General features: G+C 35.8%; 20 protein-coding genes and 3 pseudogenes. 21 read left to right on the top strand and 2 right to left on the bottom strand.

Features of this window, described 5'->3' with window-relative positions; translation table 11 throughout:
- Positions 1 to 51: 51 nt before the first annotated feature.
- Positions 52 to 963, bottom strand: coding sequence for a YitT family protein (locus LC087_RS06180; protein ID WP_226538530.1), 912 nt, complete (start codon positions 961 to 963; stop codon positions 52 to 54).
- 163 nt (positions 964 to 1,126) lie between these two features.
- On the opposite strand from LC087_RS06180, the gene LC087_RS06175 reads away from it, so the two are divergent.
- The 21 genes and pseudogenes from LC087_RS06175 (at position 1,127) to LC087_RS06075 (ending at position 18,763) form a co-directional block, all read left to right on the top strand.
- Entirely contained in the window at positions 1,127 to 1,462 is a 336-nt protein-coding gene (locus tag LC087_RS06175) for a nucleotide pyrophosphohydrolase (RefSeq protein WP_226538677.1), read from the top strand.
- Entirely contained in the window at positions 1,449 to 2,249 is an 801-nt protein-coding gene (dapB, locus tag LC087_RS06170; RefSeq protein ID WP_306020355.1) for a 4-hydroxy-tetrahydrodipicolinate reductase, read from the top strand. The genes LC087_RS06175 and dapB overlap by 14 nt, the downstream gene beginning before the upstream one ends.
- Positions 2,250 to 2,260: 11 nt before the next feature.
- Positions 2,261 to 2,680 (top strand): methylglyoxal synthase, encoded by a 420-nt coding sequence (gene mgsA / locus LC087_RS06165; RefSeq protein ID WP_226538528.1) that lies wholly within the window; start codon positions 2,261 to 2,263, stop codon positions 2,678 to 2,680.
- Positions 2,681 to 2,877: 197 nt separating this feature from the next.
- Positions 2,878 to 4,017: pseudogene (gene bshA / locus LC087_RS06160) on the top strand (N-acetyl-alpha-D-glucosaminyl L-malate synthase BshA).
- Positions 4,010 to 5,212: a CCA tRNA nucleotidyltransferase gene (locus tag LC087_RS06155; RefSeq protein ID WP_226538526.1), complete on the top strand. Its 1,203-nt coding sequence runs from the start codon at positions 4,010 to 4,012 to the stop codon at positions 5,210 to 5,212. Before bshA ends, LC087_RS06155 begins: the two are co-directional and overlap by 8 nt.
- Positions 5,193 to 6,173 (top strand): biotin--[acetyl-CoA-carboxylase] ligase, encoded by a 981-nt coding sequence (locus LC087_RS06150; RefSeq protein ID WP_226538525.1) that lies wholly within the window; start codon positions 5,193 to 5,195, stop codon positions 6,171 to 6,173. The genes LC087_RS06155 and LC087_RS06150 overlap by 20 nt, the downstream gene beginning before the upstream one ends.
- A gap of 349 nt (positions 6,174 to 6,522) precedes the next feature.
- Positions 6,523 to 7,359 (top strand): 3-methyl-2-oxobutanoate hydroxymethyltransferase, encoded by an 837-nt coding sequence (gene panB, locus LC087_RS06145; RefSeq protein WP_226538524.1) that lies wholly within the window; start codon positions 6,523 to 6,525, stop codon positions 7,357 to 7,359.
- Positions 7,359 to 8,216: a pantoate--beta-alanine ligase gene (gene panC / locus LC087_RS06140; RefSeq protein ID WP_226538523.1), complete on the top strand. Its 858-nt coding sequence runs from the start codon at positions 7,359 to 7,361 to the stop codon at positions 8,214 to 8,216. The genes panB and panC overlap by 1 nt, the downstream gene beginning before the upstream one ends.
- 61 nt (positions 8,217 to 8,277) lie before the next feature.
- Entirely contained in the window at positions 8,278 to 8,664 is a 387-nt protein-coding gene (gene panD / locus LC087_RS06135) for an aspartate 1-decarboxylase (protein ID WP_226538522.1), read from the top strand.
- A 103-nt stretch (positions 8,665 to 8,767) separates the two neighbouring features.
- A complete protein-coding gene (locus LC087_RS06130; protein ID WP_306020349.1) occupies positions 8,768 to 10,951 on the top strand; it encodes an exonuclease domain-containing protein in 2,184 nt (727 codons plus the stop codon).
- Positions 10,944 to 11,303: a helicase C-terminal domain-containing protein gene (locus LC087_RS06125; RefSeq protein ID WP_306020347.1), complete on the top strand. Its 360-nt coding sequence runs from the start codon at positions 10,944 to 10,946 to the stop codon at positions 11,301 to 11,303. Before LC087_RS06130 ends, LC087_RS06125 begins: the two co-directional genes overlap by 8 nt.
- Complete coding sequence (locus tag LC087_RS06120) at positions 11,296 to 11,424, top strand: hypothetical protein (RefSeq protein WP_306020346.1); 129 nt, start codon at positions 11,296 to 11,298, stop codon at positions 11,422 to 11,424. Before LC087_RS06125 ends, LC087_RS06120 begins: the two co-directional genes overlap by 8 nt.
- Positions 11,425 to 11,491: 67 nt before the next feature.
- A complete protein-coding gene (locus LC087_RS06115; RefSeq protein ID WP_226538520.1) occupies positions 11,492 to 12,328 on the top strand; it encodes a ComEC/Rec2 family competence protein in 837 nt (278 codons plus the stop codon).
- Positions 12,329 to 12,545: 217 nt separating this feature from the next.
- Positions 12,546 to 12,716, top strand: coding sequence for a YpmA family protein (locus LC087_RS06110; protein ID WP_226538519.1), 171 nt, complete (start codon positions 12,546 to 12,548; stop codon positions 12,714 to 12,716).
- Between the two features lie 8 nt (positions 12,717 to 12,724).
- Entirely contained in the window at positions 12,725 to 13,231 is a 507-nt protein-coding gene (locus LC087_RS06105; RefSeq protein ID WP_226538518.1) for a cell wall elongation regulator TseB-like domain-containing protein, read from the top strand.
- 19 nt (positions 13,232 to 13,250) lie between these two features.
- Positions 13,251 to 14,446 (top strand): annotated as a pseudogene (locus LC087_RS06100) (pyridoxal phosphate-dependent aminotransferase).
- Between the two features lie 384 nt (positions 14,447 to 14,830).
- A pseudogene (gene asnS, locus LC087_RS06095) lies at positions 14,831 to 16,122 on the top strand (asparagine--tRNA ligase).
- Between the two features lie 162 nt (positions 16,123 to 16,284).
- Entirely contained in the window at positions 16,285 to 16,995 is a 711-nt protein-coding gene (locus tag LC087_RS06090; protein ID WP_226538515.1) for a DnaD domain-containing protein, read from the top strand.
- 11 nt (positions 16,996 to 17,006) lie between these two features.
- Positions 17,007 to 17,657: an endonuclease III gene (gene nth, locus LC087_RS06085; RefSeq protein WP_226538514.1), complete on the top strand. Its 651-nt coding sequence runs from the start codon at positions 17,007 to 17,009 to the stop codon at positions 17,655 to 17,657.
- Positions 17,654 to 18,157, top strand: a complete 504-nt coding sequence (locus LC087_RS06080) for a YpoC family protein (protein ID WP_226538513.1) — start codon at positions 17,654 to 17,656, stop codon at positions 18,155 to 18,157. The genes nth and LC087_RS06080 overlap by 4 nt, the downstream gene beginning before the upstream one ends.
- Before the next feature lie 234 nt (positions 18,158 to 18,391).
- Positions 18,392 to 18,763 carry a GNAT family N-acetyltransferase gene (locus LC087_RS06075; protein WP_226538676.1) on the top strand — a complete coding sequence of 124 codons (372 nt, stop codon included), beginning with the start codon at positions 18,392 to 18,394 and terminating at the stop codon, positions 18,761 to 18,763.
- Positions 18,764 to 18,777: 14 nt separating this feature from the next.
- Here LC087_RS06075 and LC087_RS06070 read toward each other — a convergent pair whose 3' ends face one another.
- A complete protein-coding gene (locus LC087_RS06070) occupies positions 18,778 to 19,506 on the bottom strand; it encodes a fibronectin type III domain-containing protein (RefSeq protein WP_306020341.1) in 729 nt (242 codons plus the stop codon).
- Between the last annotated feature and the right edge of the window lie 83 nt (positions 19,507 to 19,589).

Raw genomic sequence — 19,589 nt, 5'->3', positions numbered from 1 at the left:
TCCGCTTTTCTATTGTCCAGCTCCAGCGATCAGCGACCGCTTCCGCTTTTCTTAATCCGCTAGTGGCCTTTTGTTTTCATCTAGTGTAAATCCTTCACCGAGTACATCATGAACATCAGTAACAGCCACGAAAGCATGAGGATCAATGGAACCGATAATAGATTTTAACCTGACAATCTCATTTCGTCCAACGACACAATATAACACGTTCCGTTCGGTCTTTAAGTAGCTACCCTCACCTTTTAAAACGGTAACGCCCCGATCCATTTTTTCATGCACTTCCTTGGCGATTTGATCATTGAAGTCGGAAATGATGGTTGCCCCTTTAGCTGAATAGGCTCCTTCTTGAACAAAATCAATAACACGTGCTCCAATAAAAACAACAACTAAAGTATACATAGCTTCTCGATAGTCTAAATAAGTAAGAGATAAAAGAATGACACCAGCATCAAAGAGAAACATGGTTCTCCCCATAGTCCACCCAAAATATTTATGGATAATCCTCGCAATTATATCAACTCCGCCAGTCGTTCCACCAAAACGAAAGATAATTCCTAAACCTCCACCGATGAAAACACCGGCAAAAAGAGCGGCTAAAGTTAAATCTTCTTTTAACGGGATCAGAATTTGATAGCGCTGAAATACCTCTAAAAAGATAGAAACGGATAAAGTCCCAATAATGGTATAGGCAAAAGTTGTCTTTCCTAAAAACCTCCATCCGATAATAAAGACAGGAATATTCAGAGCTAAGTAAGAGAAGGAAGGGTTAATGTCATATAAAAAATATAATAATAAGGTAATACCCGTAAAACCGCCTTCTGCTAAATTATTTTGCATATTAAAATGAACAATTCCGAATGAAAAAATAGTAGAACCTAATAAAATAAAGATCACATTTTTTATTTTTAACTTTTTAATGGTTCCTAAAAAAGAGATTATAAAATTCGCTAGTATTTGTTCCATGATGAACCTCCTTAACATGTCTGATAGCAAACTAATTATAGTAAATGAGTGAGCAAGTAGCAAACTCTTTTTAAAGAGCGATTAAAAAAATGATTTTTCATTTGTCAAAATGAAGTGAATTAGCTAACATGAAAGAGATAGAAAGAGGTGTTTAGAAGTGGAAATGAAAGAAATGCAAAAGCAAGTAGACAACTATATTAGTCAATTTAAAGAAGGGTATTTTAGTCCTTTAGCCATGTTAGCAAGAATGACGGAAGAGCTTGGTGAATTAGCAAGAGAGATTAATCATACATACGGAGAAAAACCAAAAAAAGATACGGAAAAAGAGAAAGCAATTATTGAAGAAATTGGGGATAACTTATTTGTGTTGATTTGTTTAGCCAATTCATTAAATATAGATTTAGAAGAAGCTCATCAGATGGTGATGAATAAATTTAATAATCGTGACAAAAATAGATGGACTAGGAAAGAGGAAGTGAAGAACAATGAATCCCATTAAAATTGTCATTGCGGGACCACGAGGGAAAATGGGGAGAGAGGCTGTAAAATTAGTAGAAGTAACAAACCACTTTCAGCTAGTTGCTGTTATTGATAAAATAAACGATGGATTAAAGCTTTCGTCAATAGAAGGTTTCCAACAAAAAGATGTCCCTATTTATAAAGACCCAGAAAAATGCTTTCAACTAGAGACCCCAGATGTTCTCATTGACTTAACTACGCCGGATGTAGGCAAAAAACACACAAAACTAGCACTGCAATATGGTGTGCGTCCAGTCGTAGGCACAACAGGTTTTACAGAGGATGAATTAAAAGCCGTTCAAACCTTATCTGAACAAAAAGGTCTAGGTGCTGTTATTGCTCCTAATTTTGCAATAGGTGCCATCCTAATGATGAAGTTTTCACAAATGGCGGCAAAATATTTAACTGATGTCGAAATCATTGAGATGCATCATGATCAAAAATTAGATGCTCCATCAGGTACGGGCTTAAAAACAGCAGAGATGATTTCCGTAAACAGACCTGAAAAACGACAAGGTCATCCTGATGAAAAGGAGACATTAGATGGAGCAAGAGGAGCCGTTTATCAAGGGATTCCTATCCATAGTGTTAGGCTGCCAGGTCTTGTAGGTCATCAACAAGTGATGTTTGGAGGGGATGGACAAGCGTTGACTATTCGTCACGATTCATTCAATCGTGCGTCATTTATGTCAGGAGTTAAATTATCTGTTGAAACTGTTATGCAAGATAATAATTTTATTTATGGTCTCGAGAATATAATTGAGTAGGTGGAAGAGAAATGAAAATTGCAATGATCGCACACGATATGAAAAAAGATGATCTCGTTCAATTTGCAACAGCATATAAGCAAGTGTTCGAAAATCATGAACTTTATGCGACTGGAACGACGGGATTGCGAATTATAGAGGCAACTGGGCTACCTGTCACTAGGTTTCAGTCAGGACCATTAGGTGGAGATCAAGAGATTGGGTCCTTGATTGCAAAAAATGAAATGGATATGGTCATCTTCTTTCGTGACCCTTTGACTGCCCAACCACATGAGCCTGACATAAGTGCATTGATTAGGTTGTGTGACGTTTATTCTATACCATTGGCAACGAATATGGGCAGTGCGGAGATTTTGGTACATGGACTTGAGCGTGGAGACTTTAAATGGCGAACGATTATTCATGAGAAAGAGTTCAATAAAAATGAATGAACAGGTTGACATAGTAGTATTTGGTGCTCTTGCCGATAAAGTGTAGGTTCAATTGATACACAATTAACCAATGGCTATATTGAGTCTGTGAAGGCAAGAGATCTTTTATTTGGAAGAGAAATAGAGCGACCTTATGCAGAAGGGTTTATCTCAAATCATCCACCTGTGATTCATTATGATTTATTAGGAGAGGTAACGTGAGAAAATTAAAAATAGGAATTACTTGTTATCCAACTGTTGGTGGGTCAGGAGTAGTAGCGACTGAATTGGGGATAAAGTTGGCTGAAAAAGGACATGAGATTCACTTCATTTCTTCTAGTATGCCCTTCAGATTAAATAAAGTTTATCGTAATATTTATTTTCATGAAGTAGAAGTGAATCAGTATTCAGTATTTAAACATCCACCTTATGATTTAACGTTGGCAAGTAAAATGGCTGAAGTAGCTAGACGAGAACAGTTAGACTTATTGCATGTTCACTACGCCGTTCCCCATGCAATCTGTGCAATTTTAGCTAAACAAATGGTAGGAGATCATTTAAAAATTGTCACGACTTTACATGGGACAGATATCACCGTCCTAGGATATGATCCAACCTTATCAGAACTGATTCGTTATGGAATTGAAGCATCTGATTCCGTTACGGCAGTATCCGAGTCGTTAGTTAAACAGACGTATGAATTATTAGAACCGAATAAGGATATTGAAACAATCTATAATTTTATTGACGAGCGTACATACTTTCGAAAGAAAACAACTTTAAGAGAAGCTTATGGAATTGGATAAGGAAGAGAAGAGAAGGTTTTGATTCATGTCTCTAATTTTCGTCATGTAAAGCGTGTTCCCGATATAGTTAGAGTGTTTAGTAAAGTGAAGAAAGAAGTCCCTAGTAAGCTAATATTAGTAGGGGATGGCCCTGAAATGTGTGTCGTTTCTAAACTAATTGATGATTTTGATTTAAAAGATGATGTTTTCTTATTAGGTAAACAAGAGAATGTGGCTGAGTTATATTCGATTAGTGACGTGAAGTTGTTACTGTCTGAAAAAGAAAGCTTTGGATTAGTTTTATTAGAAGCAATGGCATGTGGTGTACCTTGCATTGGAACGAACATTGGAGGTATACCAGAGGTCATTGATCATGAACGTTCTGGATTTGTATGTGAGGTAGGCAATATTGACGAAATTTCAGGTAGAACGATCCAGTTGTTAAAACAAGGAGAATTACATAAACAAATGGCTAATCAAGCGCTGGATTTAGCCAAAGGGAAATTTCATTATTCAAAAATTGTTAACCAGTATGAAGATATTTATGAAAAGGTTTTGAATAATAATGGATAAAAAATTTGAACTAGCCACGCCAATTATAAATAAACTGTATCAATTCGGTTTTGAAGCCTACTTTGTTGGTGGAGCAGTTAGGGATTATTTGATTGGTAGAGAAATTGCCGATGTAGATATTGCTACATCGGCAACACCTGATGAAATGAAAAAGATTTTTAATCGAACGATTGATGTTGGGGCAAAGCACGGAACGATTGTAGTGGTAACAAAACAAGGTAGTTTTGAAGTTACTACTTTTAGAAGTGAAGGAACATACATAAATAGCCGTCGTCCATCAAAGGTTACATTCATTTCTTCATTAAATGAGGACTTAAAAAGAAGAGATTTTACAATTAATGCAATTGCGATGACTAAAGTAGGAGATGTTATCGACTTTTTCGGCGGAAAAAAAGACATTGAGGACGGTGTAATCCGAACAGTTGGAAAACCGAGCGATCGTTTTGGGGAAGATGCTTTAAGAATGATGCGTGCGCTCCGCTTTGCGAGTCAATTAGATTTCACAATTGAAAAGGAAACAAAGGAAGCGATTATACAGTCACATTCATTGTTAGAAGACATATCGATTGAAAGAAAAACAGCTGAGATACAAAAACTATTTCTAGGGTGCAATCCTCAATTGGGGTTAAGGTATCTGATTGAAACAAAAGTATATCTTTTTTTGCCACAATTTTCACAAAACAAAACATTACTAGAAAAGTTGTTGAATGTGGAATTAAAAAAATTGAATAATGTAGAGGAAGTATGGTCGGTTCTTTGTCTTGCGATGAAAATATCGGATATTGATTTATTTTTAAAGAAGTGGAAGCTTTCCACCAAACTTATCCGTTCGGTTAAACAGCTGGTGAAATTCGTTAATAAAAGATTGCAAGCGCCTCTTTCCAATTGGATGGTTTATCATTTAGGTGTGGAACAAGCAATAAAAGTAGAAAACATCCTCTCGATAATGGAAAATAATCAAGTGAAAAGTGATCATGAAATTAAGAATCAATATAACCTATTACCTATTAAAGAGAGACAAGAACTCGCCTGTGATGGGAAAGATCTTTTGTCATGGTTTCAGTCGAAAAAGCCTGGAGCATGGATAGAAGAGTCCATACAAGCGGTAGAGAAGCAGGTAGTAGAGGGACACCTACAAAATGACAAGCTATTGATTAAGGAGTGGCTAATTAGTCGTGCAAACAAATCTTCGTAAAGAATTAATAGAGATCTTTTCGTTGAATAAAGATCAATATATTTCAGGACAAAAAATAAGTGAACAATTAGGGTGTACAAGGACAGCTGTTTGGAAGCATATTGATCAGTTAAGAAAAGAAGGCTATCATCTGGAAGCAGTTCGGAATAAAGGCTATAAAATGACGGAGGTTCCTGATCAACTGACGGAAAGCACGATCGCGTTTGGGTTAAAAACAAAGGTGATTGGTAAACACATTGTCTTGAAAGAGAAAGTCACATCGACACAAAAAGTTGCTCGCGAGTTAGTGCACTCAGGTGCAGAAGAAGGTACGGTCGTTATAGCTGATAGGCAGACGGATGGAAGAGGAAGATTATCAAGAGCATGGGATTCTCCTAAAGGAGCAGGCTTATGGATGAGTTTGATTTTAAGACCACAAATACCCATTCAGCAAATGCCTCAGTTAACGTTATTAACAGCCGTAGCAATTGTTCAAGCGTGTGAACAAGTAGCAGGTGTCAACACGCAGATTAAATGGCCGAACGATATATTAATTAATGGTAAGAAAGTCGTGGGGATCTTAACTGAGCTTGAAGCAGAAGCCGATCAAGTTCATGCGGTGATTGTTGGAATAGGAATTAATGTCAATCAAAGGTTAGAACATTTTCCTGATTCATTAAAAGAAACAGCAAGCTCATTATTGATAGAATCAGGACAAACGCAATCAAGAAGGACTTTGTTGCAGGTTGTTTTGAAAAATATCGAAAAACTATATGACCAATATTTATTATATGGATTTAAGCCAATTAAATTACTTTGGGAAAGTTATGCGATTAGTTTGAATAGTAGAGTAAAAGTAAATACACTTCAAGGTTCTTTTGAGGGAATTGCCACTGGAATTAATGATGAAGGAGTACTTTTATTGAAAAAGGATGATGGACAAGTCGAACGTGTTTATTCAGCTGACATAAAAATACTGTAGTAAGTAAAACGGTTGTTTATAAATTCAAGTTTTTGAATTGCAATCATGGACCTTATTTGCGATAATCACATTGGGGTAGTATCCATCTGGAACTTCACCTATATTAATTTCACCAATTTTTTTATTAGTGATTATGAGAACGAACATGATCTGCCTTGATCTCAAGAAAAGGGACAAGGACGGAGGGATGAAAGCAAACACGTTCCAATAAAAGGTTGACTATTAGAAGTAGATCAAAAAGTCTCACGATGTAAAGTTACTATTATGACTTTTTGAACACCGTTCTTCTAATCTTAGTCAACCTGTTTATGTTTGTGTCATCTCCTCTAAAAAATGAGGAGGGTAAAGTATGAAAACGAGAACGGATTTTATGAACATGAAAAAAGAGCAGGAACCGATTGTGATGTTAACAGCTTACGATTATCCTTCTGCACAGCAAGCAGAAAAAGCAAAGGTAGACATGATTTTAGTAGGAGATTCGTTAGGAATGGTTGTGCTAGGTTATGATAGTACGATCGAGGTGACAATGGATGACATGATCCACCATACGAAAGCTGTTAAACGAGGGGCGCCTAATACATTTATCGTTACAGATATGCCTTTTATGTCTTATCACATATCAAAGGAAGATTCTCTTAAAAATGCGACTGCTATTAAGCAACAATCAGGAGCTAGTGCTGTAAAGCTTGAAGGAGCAGGACAAGTGTTAAATATTGTTCAATCTCTTACAAATGGTGGTATTCCTGTTGTTAGTCACTTAGGTTTAACGCCGCAATCAGTTGGTGTTCTAGGCGGATACAAGGTTCAAGGGAAGGATATTCAAAGTGCTAAACAGTTGCTAGAGGATGCCATTCGTTGTGAAGAAGCAGGAGCTATTGCTTTAGTGCTGGAATGTGTTCCACATCAATTAGCTACGGAAATTTCCAACCAATTAACGATACCAACTATAGGAATAGGTGCAGGTGTCCAAACAGATGGCCAAGTTCTTGTTTATCACGATATGGTTGGCTATGGTGTACCAAGAGTACCGAAATTTGTGAAGCAGTATGTGCAAGTTGAATCAACAATTGTAGAGGCAATTGAACATTTCACAACCGATGTTAAGAACAGAGAATTCCCAGAAGACAAGCACACTTTCACTATGAAAGAAGAAGTCTTGTCCTCTTTGTATGGGGGAAGCAAATAATGATCTTGATTACAGACACAGAGCAAATGACCTCGAAGGCTCAAGAGCAAAAACAAGCAGGTAAATCTATTGGCTTTGTTCCAACAATGGGTTTTTTGCATGAAGGTCATTTAAAACTAATTGAGGAAGCTAGAAAAGAAAACGACTATGTTGTTGTAAGTATATATGTCAACCCTCTTCAATTTGGTCCAAATGAAGATTACGATCAATATCCAAGAAATTTAGAGAGAGATCTTCAGTTAGCTAAACAATCAGGTGTAGATGCTGTATTTGTCCCAAATGATGATACGATGTATCGTGATTCATTAACGATAAAAATGACCGTTACAGATCGTGTAGATGTTCTTTGCGGTGCCACGCGAGAAGGTCATTTTGATGGCGTTGTTACCGTCGTATCCAAGCTTTTTAATCTAATTCAACCGAACAGAGCTTATTTTGGGATGAAGGATGCTCAGCAAGTAGCAGTCATTGATGCCTTAATTGGAGATTATTTCTTTCCAATTGAGTTATGCAAAGTGGATACGGTAAGAGAATCTGATGGTTTAGCGAAAAGCTCTCGAAATGTAAACTTAACAAACGAAGAAAGACAACAAGCGGTCCACTTGTATCAATCATTAAAAAAAGCTAAGATGATGATTAATCAAGGAGAAAGAAGTCCTGATAGGATTGAGCAATTTATCAAAGACTATATCATGAAAAATACATCCGGTACTATAGATTATGTCTCTGTCTTGTCGTATCCAGAATTAGCTGAAATAAATTGTATAAATGGCCAAGTCATTATGGCAATGGCGGTGAAGTTTTCTCGTGTAAGACTCATTGATAATCTCATAATAACCGTAAATAAACGAAGATAGTGAAACAAGTTGAAATGGCATAAACGTACGTAAAGTTTATAAGTAGTTGGAGGCGATCATTATGTTTAGAACGATGATGAATGGGAAAATTCATCGTGCTCGAGTTACCGAAGCTAATTTAAATTATGTTGGTAGCATTACCATCGATCAAGATATTATCGATGCTGTTGGGATGGTTGTGAACGAAAAAGTTCAAATTGTAAATAATAATAATGGTGCGAGGCTTGAAACTTATGTCATTTCTGGTGAAAGAGGTTCAGGAGTTGTATGCTTGAATGGAGCAGCGGCGAGGCTTGCACAAGAAGGAGATATTGTAATTATTATTTCCTACGCATTAATTGCAAATGAAAAGGTACACGAACATAAACCTAAAGTGGCTATAATGAATGAAGACAATCAAATTGTTAAAATGATAGAGGAAGAGCCTGCTTCAACGGTTATGAATTAAGATTAAGATCTAGTAGTGTCAGGTCCTAGATGAAAAGAAGGAACCTGACACTTTTTTAAAAGATACATCAAGCATTTCAAGCGGTAGAAGAGGGAAGTGTTTTATGAATAATCGGTATGTTGTCGTGGATATTGAAACAACAGGGAATTCGGCAAAGGATGATGACCGTATTATCCAATTTGCTGCTGTAGTGGTAGAGAAACAGAAAATTGTGAAGCGAGTGAATCATTACATCAATCCTTTAAAAGAAATCCCAAGTTTTATTCAAGAATTAACAGGGATTAGCGAACATATGGTATATGATGCCCCTACATTTGATAAAGTTGCAAATGAAATTCACCAGCTTTTTAAGGATGCTTTTTTTGTTGCTCATAATGTTTTTTTTGATCTCACCTTTCTCCAGGAAGAGTTTAAAAGGGCCGGCTATCAGGAAATTGATTGTCCTATTATCGATACAGTTGAATTAACAAGAATAATGGAGCCTACATTAACGAGTTATAAATTGGCGGATCTTTCAGCCTTTTTTTCATTTACTCATGAATTTCCTCATCGGGCAGATAGTGATGCCTACGTTACAGCTGAATTGCTACTCTATTTGTTAGGTAAATTATCCAATCAACCTTGTTTAACATTGCAACGCTTACATAGACTTTCGGTAAATTTTATAAGTGATTTACAAGAATGGTTACAAGAGTGTATAGAGAAAAAGAGGGATCAGAACAATCAGAACAATTCGTTTCATTATGTTGATCAAAGTGTTAAAAAGAATGAGGTGACAAACAATCATCTGGAAAATTTTCATGAATCTATCCAAGAACTATACCCTCTACAAGGAGAAAGTATAATCCCATCTTTTACTTATCGAAAAGAACAGGAAATATATAGTTCAAAAATATTTGAAGCATTGACGACTAATGAACATGCACTATTTGAAGCTGAAACGGGTGTTGGTAAAAGACTCGGTTATTTATTTCCAGCCCTTTATTTTGCCCTACTAAAAAAAGAAAAGGTTTTAATTAGCGTTTATACATATGAACTTGAACAACAAATACTTTTCCATGAAATTCCTATTTTAGAAAAGAAACTAGCGGTTAAGACAGCTGTAGTAAAACATAAAAAAGATTACTTAAATATTCGTTTGTTCGAAAAATCTCTTCTTGAAAATGAAAAAAATTATGACAGCTTATTAACAAAAGCGCAAATACTCATTTGGTTAAATGAAACAAATACGGGAGAAAAAAGCGAGCTGAATCTATCATCAGGTGGAAATAGTTTGTGGGATCGAATAAATGCTTCTGTTTACCATGAGGATTCTAAATCTCACCCTGTTAAAGATTTTTATTTAGAGGCACAAAAGAAAGCTCAAACAGCTCAACTAGTTATAACGAGTCATTCGATGCTAGTGGAAGATATGGAAGCGAACTTCTCATTGTTGCCAAATTATCAGTACGCGATTATAGATGAAGCTCATCATTTAAATAAAGTAGTGTTAACCACCATAGGAGAAAAACTTCAATACAAAGCTGTGATGAATCAAATTCAACGTTTATTATCAATGCGTAGAACAACGGATTTGTCTGAAACGAGTCGAATAGAGTCTTTTTTAGAAGAATTTAATTATTTTTTTACCACGATACATCAATTTGTAACCTCAGCAATTACTAACAAAGATCTTAACGTTGTAAAATATCGAGTAAACGGAAAATCAGATAAAGCTTGGATGGATATTAAAGAACAAGCAAAAAACATGTCTATAAGAATTGCTGAACTTTTAGTAATTGTCAATAATCAACAAGAAACGTCGAGTAATTATTTATTAAAAAGACATTTGTTAAATGTAAAAGAATATCTTGTTCAATTCTTTTTGCAAAAAAAATTAAATGAAGTCAAATGGATAGAAGCTGAGAAAAAAGGGGCTAAAAACGCTGTTACGTTATGTAAAAACCCTATTTTTATTGATCATTTATTAGCCAATTCCTTATTTTCAAATAAAAGAAGTGTCATATTAACAAGTGCAACGATGACCATTAAAAATTGCCATCAATTTATGATTGAGAAGCTAGGCTTAAAAGATTTTTATCCTTTAACATTAAAATTACCAAATCCAAATAGCAAAAGAATGAAACTACTCATTCCATCAGAGATTCCTTCAGTTAAAGAGCTGGACGTAGAGGAGTTTTCGCAGTGGATCGCTTATACGATAGAGGAGCTCATTCCTTCTTTCAATAAAGTATTTGTCTTGTTTCCATCTTACGAGCCTATTAAAAGAAACCTATCCTATGCTTAATGAATCGTTTATGTTAGATGATTACACCATCATTGGGCAAGGGGTTACAAATGGAAGTCAATCTAAACTAATAAAACTTTTTAATCAAGCAGTTGGACCAACTATTTTTATAGGGACTGTTTCATTTTTTCACTCAGTAAATTTTATCAGTAACGAAATAGATGCTGTCGTTCTCCCTAAACTTCCATTTGTCTCTCCTGAGGAGCCTTTAACGGCAGCAACAATAGAGGCAATGGATCAAACAAATATGGACCCTTTTCAATATTACACTTTACCTGAAGCTGTGTTAACGTTTAAGCAAATGTTTAATCTTCTATTAAGTAACAATTCGAAAAAAAGGTGTATTGATTAGTTTAGACAAACGTATGATATCAACGAAATATGGGGAGCATTTTATTATGTCTATTCCAGAAGTGGAACTGATAGAAAAAACGATTGAGGAACTAAAGGAGACTGTTGGAAAGGTTAATTAAAAAGGAGATAATCTATAACCAACTCTTCTTTTTGTGAGAATACAATCAATTTAGGAGGGATCTTTTTTTGAAAAAGGCTCTCATCATCCTTTGTTTATGTGTGCTTTGTGCTTTTGAATCAGAAGAACAAGCGGTTGAAAAGGTGGATTTAAACCTGGAAGAAAATGAGATTGGCATTACGTTTTTACATCTTTCAAAAGGAGAAGCAACGTTGATTCAAGATTGGACAGGGAGCAATTTTTTAGTCAATACAGGTGGAGAAGGGACTGAAAAAGAGCTTTTTGAGTTATTAAAGATGTTCGGTGTGGAAAGTTTGCAAGCGGTCATTGTTACGAAAGACACGAACGGCTATGTAAATAACCTTGCCAGCCTATACTCCACTTTTAAAGGAAGTCAATGGATTTCTGGGCAACGTAATGTTGAAAATGGCAATCTTGATCATTATATTTCATTAAAAGAATGGGATACTTGGAAGGTAAATGAGTCGGTAAAATGGCAAAATGAGCTTCAATTTTATATTTTACATGATAACGTTTCAACAACAGAGCATTTAGGTTTAGATTTTGTTTTAACTTATGGGGAGCACTCACTGTTATATATGTCGAGCGCGAACAAACAAGTAGAAATTGGGTTTTTAAATAAATCGTTTTTACAAGAAATTGACTTTATTAAAGTCCCTGAATTTGGAGATGCAGCAGGCACTTCTAGAAAGTTTATCGACTATATTGATCCTAATATTGCGATCATTTTTCAAGGGGAAGACAAAAATCCTTCACAGGATGTCATTGAAAGATTATATTCAACTTGGATCGATATTTACACAACGAAACAATTTGGTAATGTCTCCATTAAAATGAATAAAGAGACATATGAAGTAATCCCTATTTTTACAAAGGAACAATAATAACGAATAAGCTGTTTAAAAAGAGACTAACAAACAGCCAATTAGGTTTAGTTAGTCTCTATTGGTGTGATATAGAAGGTAATTTACTTTTCAAATCAGTTGCAGAAGCTGATATAATGGGATCATAAAGCAACAAAATATTGTTGCATTCATATGGTTTACTATTTACGCGTCAATCATGAGTAACAATTATTTCGTGAAGTAGGAGGAATTAGGAGTGGAAAGTAAAGTTGAAGTTATGTCAACGGTTACGGTTGAACATTCAGATGAATTGTATAAAATGGTAGATTTATTAAATCGAACGTTAAAAAAAGACGATTTGATGTTTGGGATAGCACTTGATGATCAAGATCATTCCAAAGCTGTCTTTACAATATATCGTACATAGGAGTTACTATGAGTAAAAAATCATTGTTTATTTTTATTGTTATTATTCTAATTTTAGCAGGCCTTTCTTCGTTTACTTATATATATACCTCTGCGATAAAGGATAAAAAATCAGGGCATGAAGAAGCAGAACACATTGCTTTGAAAGATGAAGAGGTAGAAAAGATTGTGGAGATCAACACTTATCATGGTGAGGAAAAATATTATGTCATTACTGCTACCGATAGTAACTCTGAAGAATTTTATGTGTTTATACAAGACGGAAAAGTATATGATAAAGTTTATAAGTCAAAAGGAATTTCACAAGAAAAGGCAATTTCTTTATTAAAAGCAGACAAAAATCCAAAAGAAATCAATGGAATTTCGTTAGGAGTATCTAATTACATTCATATGGCTAAAGACATAGATGAAAAGTATATAGCCTGGGAAATACAATACAAAGATCAAGATAATCGCTTAAGTTATTATTACCTTAAATTTGAGAATGGGGAATTTATACAAAGTATGACGATATAAAAGAGAGAGAGGTATGTTTATGAAGTTAGCGAAAAGAGTTTCATCACTTACACCTTCTTCAACGTTAGCGATTACGGCCAAAGCAAAATCTTTAAAAGAACAAGGGTATGATGTCATTGGATTAGGGGCAGGTGAACCTGATTTCAACACCCCTCAACATATTATTGATGCTGCGGTGACTGCAATGAATGAAGGGCAAACGAAGTACACACCTTCAGGAGGTTTGCCTCAGCTTAAAGAAGAAATTATTAATAAGTTTAAGCGTGATCAACAACTCACCTATAGCAGTAAAGAAATTATTGTATGCTCGGGTGCTAAACATGCTCTTTATACTTTATTTCAAGTCTTATTAGACGAAGAATATGAAGTGATCATTCCAATTCCATATTGGGTGAGTTATCCTGAACAAGTAAAGCTAGCAGGAGGAGTCCCTGTATATGTTACGGGATATGAAAACAATGATTTCAAGATTACTCCAAGTCAATTAAAAGAAGTTATCACAACGAAAACGAAAGCAATAATTTTAAATTCTCCAAGTAATCCTACAGGTGTTCTCTATACAAGAGAAGAATTAGAAAAGCTAGGTGAAATTTGTTTAAAACATAATATCTTAATTATTTCTGATGAGATTTATGAAAAGTTAATTTATGATGGAAGTCATCTTTCAATTGCGCAACTTTCACCTGAATTAAAAGAACAAACAATAGTTATTAATGGTGTTTCTAAATCCCACTCTATGACTGGGTGGAGAATTGGATATGGCTGCAGGGAATGAAAAAATTATTAAAGCAATGACTAATTTAGCCAGTCATAGTACTTCTAACCCAACGACGATTTCTCAATTTGGAGCCATTGCAGCTTATAGTGGGTCACAAGAAGAAGTGGAAAGAATGCGAAAGGCTTTTGAGGAACGTTTAAACCAAGCATATAAAGAGCTCATTAAAATTCCTGGGGTTACTTGTGTGAAGCCGAAGGGAGCTTTTTATCTTTTTCCAAATGTAAAAAAAAGCAGCTCTATCATCAGGATTCGAATTTGTAGATGAGTTTGTCACTGCTTTATTAGATGAGGAGAAAGTGGCTCTCGTTCCTGGCTCAGGGTTTGGTGCACCAGACAATATTCGTTTGTCTTATGCAACCTCCTTAACAAATATAGAAGAAGCTATTAAAAGACTGTCACGCTTTGTGGAAGAAAAGTCTACGAAGAAAGTACAATAAAATTGTAGACAGTTTCTTAAGTCAAAGGTAAACTGTCTAATTAGAGGTTAATAATAATATCGAATGAGGGAAAAAGAGTGTGAGATAACACCTTCCACTCTTTTCACTTCCGTATTTTATTTCAGAATAAGCACCTGCATCGCTAGAGGGGCGCTTGCGCTTTTCTTACAGAGTAAGAAAGTATAAACTTTGTCCTTTATAAGAAGGTGCTAACATTGCTGTCTAGCTCCAGCGCCTAGCCACTCGAGGTCATAAGTCACGTAGAACAAAAGATAAAGAACATCTTTCTTTTCTCCGCGCCTTATGCTTGTCGTGGCTGAGCAAGGCGCTTGCGCTTTTCTTATTTATACATAGTTTGAAACAGCTTTTGGAGGGATTATTGAAGTGAAGACTACAATTGCACAAGTTGGACAATTCGTTGGCCAAGAAGTAATGATCGGAGCTTGGCTAGCCAACAAACGATCTAGCGGAAAAATTGCCTTTTTACAATTACGAGATGGAACTGGTTTTATACAAGGTGTGGTCATAAAAAATGAAGTTGAAGAAGAAATTTTCACTTTAGCAAAATCAATGACGCAAGAAAGTTCTTTGTATGTCACAGGGGTTGTGAAAGAAGATCATCGTTCTGCTTTTGGATATGAATTAAACGTGACAAATATAGAAGTCATTCATGAGGCAGTTGATTATCCGATAACACCTAAACAACATGGGACAGAATTCTTGATGGATCATAGGCATCTATGGCTAAGATCGAAAAGACAGCATGCGGTGATGAAAATTCGTAATGAGATCATTCGAGCAACGTATCAATTTTTTAATGAACAAGGTTTTGTGAAAGTAGATCCACCAATATTAACGGGAAGTGCTCCAGAAGGTACATCAGAATTATTCCATACAAAATATTTCGATGAGGATGCCTACTTATCTCAAAGTGGACAACTTTATATGGAAGCCGCAGCAATGGCTTTAGGAAAAGTTTTTTCATTCGGACCGACATTTAGAGCAGAAAAATCAAAAACGAGACGTCACCTTATTGAGTTTTGGATGATTGAGCCGGAAATGGCTTTCTGTGATTTTGAAGAGAACTTGCAAGTTCAAGAGAAATATGTTTCCTATATCGTCCAATCGGTATTAGAAAATTGCAAACTAGAATTAGAAACGTTAGGAAGAGATTTAGAAAAGCTTGAAAAAATGAAACTCCTTTCGCAAGAATTACTTATGATGATGCCATTAAGTTTTTAGAGGAAAAAGGGTTTACAGATATTACTTGGGGCGATGATTTTGGTTCTCCTCATGAAACGGCAATTGCAGAAAGCTTTGATAAGCCGGTATTTATTACCCATTATCCAGCATCCATTAAGCCTTTTTATATGAAACCTGATCCGAATCGTTCTGACGTTGTTTTATGTGCCGACCTAATTGCTCCAGAAGGTTATGGAGAAATTATTGGCGGTTCGCAAAGACTTGATGATCTTGAACTATTACAACAAAGAATTAAAGAACACGATTTAGATCCAGAGGCATATCAGTGGTATGTTGAACTAAGAAAGTATGGCTCAGTTCCTCATTCGGGCTTCGGGTTAGGGTTAGAGAGAACCGTTGCTTGGCTGTCAGGGGTTGAACATGTTAGAGAAACGATTCCATTCCCAAGACTTTTAAATCGACTATATCCTTAATAAATTTTGTTTTATCTAAAATACTTTAAAGCTGGCATTCTTAATGAGTGTCAGCTTTGTTTTCTTCTTGTAAAGAGTATTAGTGATGATGAAAACCTACTAAAACTTTTCAGGTGAGTGTCATGAAAAGGACATGTTATACTTACTAATGAGGTGTATACCATGAATGAAGAAACGTTTCAAACCTTTATGAATAGTGGTAGTTTGGCCGTTCCAAACCAGCTACTTTTACATTATTCAAAACTGGGATTAACAGAAGATGAACTTGTCCTTATTTTACAAATTCAATACTATCTTCAAAAAGGAGAACTTTTTCCTACTCCTGCACAATTATCTGAAAGTATGTCGATATCTGTAACAAATTGCTCGAATTTATTGAGAGGCTTAATTCAACATGGCTTTTTAAAAATCGAAGAGTATGAAGATAATCACATTCAGTGCGAGAAATATTCGATCGATCCCCTATGGTCAAAATTATATCAATTTTTCATGAGTGAAATGAATGGAGCTAATCAAAAGAAAAAAGAACAAGAGGAAGGCAATTTATATAAAATTTTTGAACAAGAGTTTGCTAGGCCTCTTTCTCCTTTTGAAAGTGAAACTTTGTCCATTTGGATAGATCAAGACCATCATGATGTTGAGATGATTAAAGCGGCATTAAGAGAAGCTGTTTTATCCGGTAAAGTGAACTTCCGTTACATTGATCGCATATTATTTGATTGGAAAAAGAATGGAATCACCACCATTGAGCAAGCAAGACAGCATGCTAAAAAATTTCGAGCAAATCAACAAACGAATAAACAAAAACCTTCACAAACGGAAGCAAGTGATTACAAACGGAAAGTACCTTTTTATAACTGGCTAGAGCAATGAGGTGAGAAGAGATGTTAACAAAAGCACAAATTAATCATGCTATTGAGACTATGGCAGAAATGTTTCCAGATGCTCATTGTGAGCTTAACCACCGCAACCCGTTTGATCTTGTCATTGCGGTGCTTTTATCTGCCCAATGTACAGATGCTTTAGTGAACCGAGTAACAACGGAGCTATTTAAAAAGTATGAAACCCCTCAAGACTATCTTTCCGTTTCGATAGAAGAACTACAAAATGATATCCGATCGATTGGTCTATATAGGAATAAAGCGAAAAATATTCAAAAGCTTTGTCAAATGTTAATAGAAAACTATCATGGTGAAGTCCCTAAAGACAGGGATGAACTTATTAACCTTCCAGGAGTCGGAAGAAAAACAGCGAACGTGGTCGTCTCAGTGGCTTATGATATTCCTGCGATTGCTGTCGATACACATGTAGAACGAGTGAGTAAAAGGTTGGGGATTTGCAGGTGGAAAGATTCGGTACTTGAAGTAGAGAAAACGTTGATGAGAAAGATTCCAGAGACACTATGGAGTGATACGCATCATCGAATGATTTTTTTTGGCCGTTATCATTGTAAAGCTCAAACCCCTCAATGTGACGTATGCACGTTACTTTCTCTTTGCCGTGAAGGAAAAAAGCGTATGAAAGGAAAGATATGAACATGTGTTTAAAGGGAGAAGAGGTCTTTTCTTCTTATTTAGTCCTGAAGAAGGAGACATACCCTACAAATGAAGAAACGCTTAATAATCAACCATTATACTTTGATCTGTTACTTCACACTAGGCAAGAAGTGTTGTTTAAGCCTTGGTTTGAAATAGAGCAGTCTTTAACTTGGCTTTTTCAAAATTGGGAAGAAGGTTTCAAACAACATGTAAACCAAAAGAAAAAGGGTAAGGTTAGTGAAGAGTTTATGATAAAAGGGCTCGTTTCCTTTTTTGCCTTTCTTTATTGGATGAATCAAAAGCCAGTGGCTTCGTTACATGTAGTGGACATTAATGATTTAACAATGAAACCTGTAAATGTCGTCGAACGCCTCTCTTTTGTCATGAACAAACCAACACAACATCATTCGGTCATTCAATTGGATCAACTATATAGAGAAGCGATGAAACAAGCGCAGAAAAAAATAGCGATAGATAAAATGAAAAAGAATATATAATTTATTTTCTATACCTAGCTTTGGCTTGCGGAAGCACCTGCGTAGCAGGAGGTGTGGTATAAAACCACCTACTTTTAGTAGCATTTCTTTTAGTATAAAACTCGTAGGCGGTTCAGTCCGCCTACGAGAAACCTCCGTCACTTTAGTGCGGAGGCGTTTAGTTAGTGGAATGGGAGAGGGAAGCTTTGAGTCTAGAAATTAGTGACAGTTGGAAAAAAAGAACACCTAGTTCAAATGGAACAAGTTTACTGGTCAGTTGGATGGAAAAAGCATACGGTTGAAGTTATCGAAAAAATTTTTATAGCGAGTAATGTTTTTGCAATTTCAAGCATCAATGGACAAGTTGTCGGTTTAGGAAGAGCGATCTCAGATGGTGTGTTTAATGCTGCAATTTACGATGTGGTTGTACATAAAGATTTTCAAGGGAGGGGAATTGGTGATAAAATTATGAATAGCTTACTCGAACAATTAAGCGATATTTCATGTGTGCATCTCATCTCAACGACAGGAAACGAGCATTTTTATTATAAACATGCCTTTAAAAATGTAAAGACAGGAATGGCGAGGTATATAAATGTTCAATTACAGCAGAAATACCTTAATTAGAAAAACGCTCAGGGCTATAGGCTCTGAGCGTCTTCAATATAGAGTCGTTTTTCTCGGTTAATAGGAAGGAAGGCTCCTTCAGTAGATTCTTCGTTCTCTCCTTCGACCGGATCTTCCTGATCACCATTTCCATCATCATTGTTCGTATTTTCATCATCTTCCTCGTTATTCCCGTTATCCTCTTGATTTTCGTTATTATCTTCCTCATTCCCGTTTTCTTCTTCAATTGGATCAATTGGATCGATCGGTTCGAGAATACTTGGTTCTTCTTCCTCTAGAGGAGCAGTAAAACTAGTCGCAGCTGCATCACTCTCACTATTTTCACCAACTGCGGTCAACGTAAAGGAATACTTTTGACCAGGCTCTAAGTTAGTAATCGTATACGAAAGTTGCTTGGTAGTAGTGATCTCTTTTGCTGTTCCACCTCCAACTGATTGTGTAAGTTTGAATGAGATGTTCTCTAACTTGCTTTCATCATAGTCCCAAGATAACGTCAACGTTTTCTTCTCTTCATCGTAAGATGGTGTAAAATTGGTAGGTTTATCAACTTTTTCATATTGGGTTGATACTGACGGTTTTGATGTTCCTTTTACGATATATTCTACCGATTTTTCACTACCCGGTGTATAGTTACTCGCTCGTTTACCCGTCCCAGTTTCGATAACGACTTTTTCAACGGAACTTGGTTGCTTCCAATCAGAATTATCGCCACTTGCTACTGTTGTAAACAGGCTTTTGAACAACTTTTTGGATAAAGAGGTATCTGGAACTGTTTTTTGTTCTGGATAACCAACCCAGACTGCAGCTGTGTAATTAGGGTTATACC

This window comes from Bacillus carboniphilus, from assembly GCF_020524035.2.
GTDB lineage: Bacteria > Bacillota > Bacilli > Bacillales > JAIVKR01 > Bacillus_CC.
The sequence above is the reverse complement of the archived record's forward strand: the minus strand, read 5'-3'. Positions and strand labels throughout refer to the sequence as shown.

Bases quoted from the DNA above. Each gene is read 5' to 3' on its own strand.
- LC087_RS06130 (WP_306020349.1), top strand. From the start codon at position 8,768: ATGAATAATCGGTATGTTGTCGTGGATATTGAAACAACAGGGAATTCG.
- LC087_RS06155 (WP_226538526.1), top strand. From the start codon at position 4,010: ATGGATAAAAAATTTGAACTAGCCACGCCAATTATAAATAAACTGTAT.
- LC087_RS06175 (WP_226538677.1), top strand. From the start codon at position 1,127: ATGAAAGAAATGCAAAAGCAAGTAGACAACTATATTAGTCAATTTAAA.
- nth (WP_226538514.1), top strand. From the start codon at position 17,007: ATGTTAACAAAAGCACAAATTAATCATGCTATTGAGACTATGGCAGAA.
- panB (WP_226538524.1), top strand. From the start codon at position 6,523: ATGAAAACGAGAACGGATTTTATGAACATGAAAAAAGAGCAGGAACCG.
- LC087_RS06090 (WP_226538515.1), top strand. From the start codon at position 16,285: ATGAATGAAGAAACGTTTCAAACCTTTATGAATAGTGGTAGTTTGGCC.
- LC087_RS06105 (WP_226538518.1), top strand. From the start codon at position 12,725: ATGAGTAAAAAATCATTGTTTATTTTTATTGTTATTATTCTAATTTTA.
- mgsA (WP_226538528.1), top strand. From the start codon at position 2,261: ATGAAAATTGCAATGATCGCACACGATATGAAAAAAGATGATCTCGTT.
- LC087_RS06080 (WP_226538513.1), top strand. From the start codon at position 17,654: ATGAACATGTGTTTAAAGGGAGAAGAGGTCTTTTCTTCTTATTTAGTC.
- dapB (WP_306020355.1), top strand. From the start codon at position 1,449: ATGAATCCCATTAAAATTGTCATTGCGGGACCACGAGGGAAAATGGGG.
- panD (WP_226538522.1), top strand. From the start codon at position 8,278: ATGTTTAGAACGATGATGAATGGGAAAATTCATCGTGCTCGAGTTACC.
- LC087_RS06125 (WP_306020347.1), top strand. From the start codon at position 10,944: ATGCTTAATGAATCGTTTATGTTAGATGATTACACCATCATTGGGCAA.
- LC087_RS06075 (WP_226538676.1), top strand. From the start codon at position 18,392: ATGGAACAAGTTTACTGGTCAGTTGGATGGAAAAAGCATACGGTTGAA.
- panC (WP_226538523.1), top strand. From the start codon at position 7,359: ATGATCTTGATTACAGACACAGAGCAAATGACCTCGAAGGCTCAAGAG.
- LC087_RS06180 (WP_226538530.1), bottom strand. From the start codon at position 963: ATGGAACAAATACTAGCGAATTTTATAATCTCTTTTTTAGGAACCATT.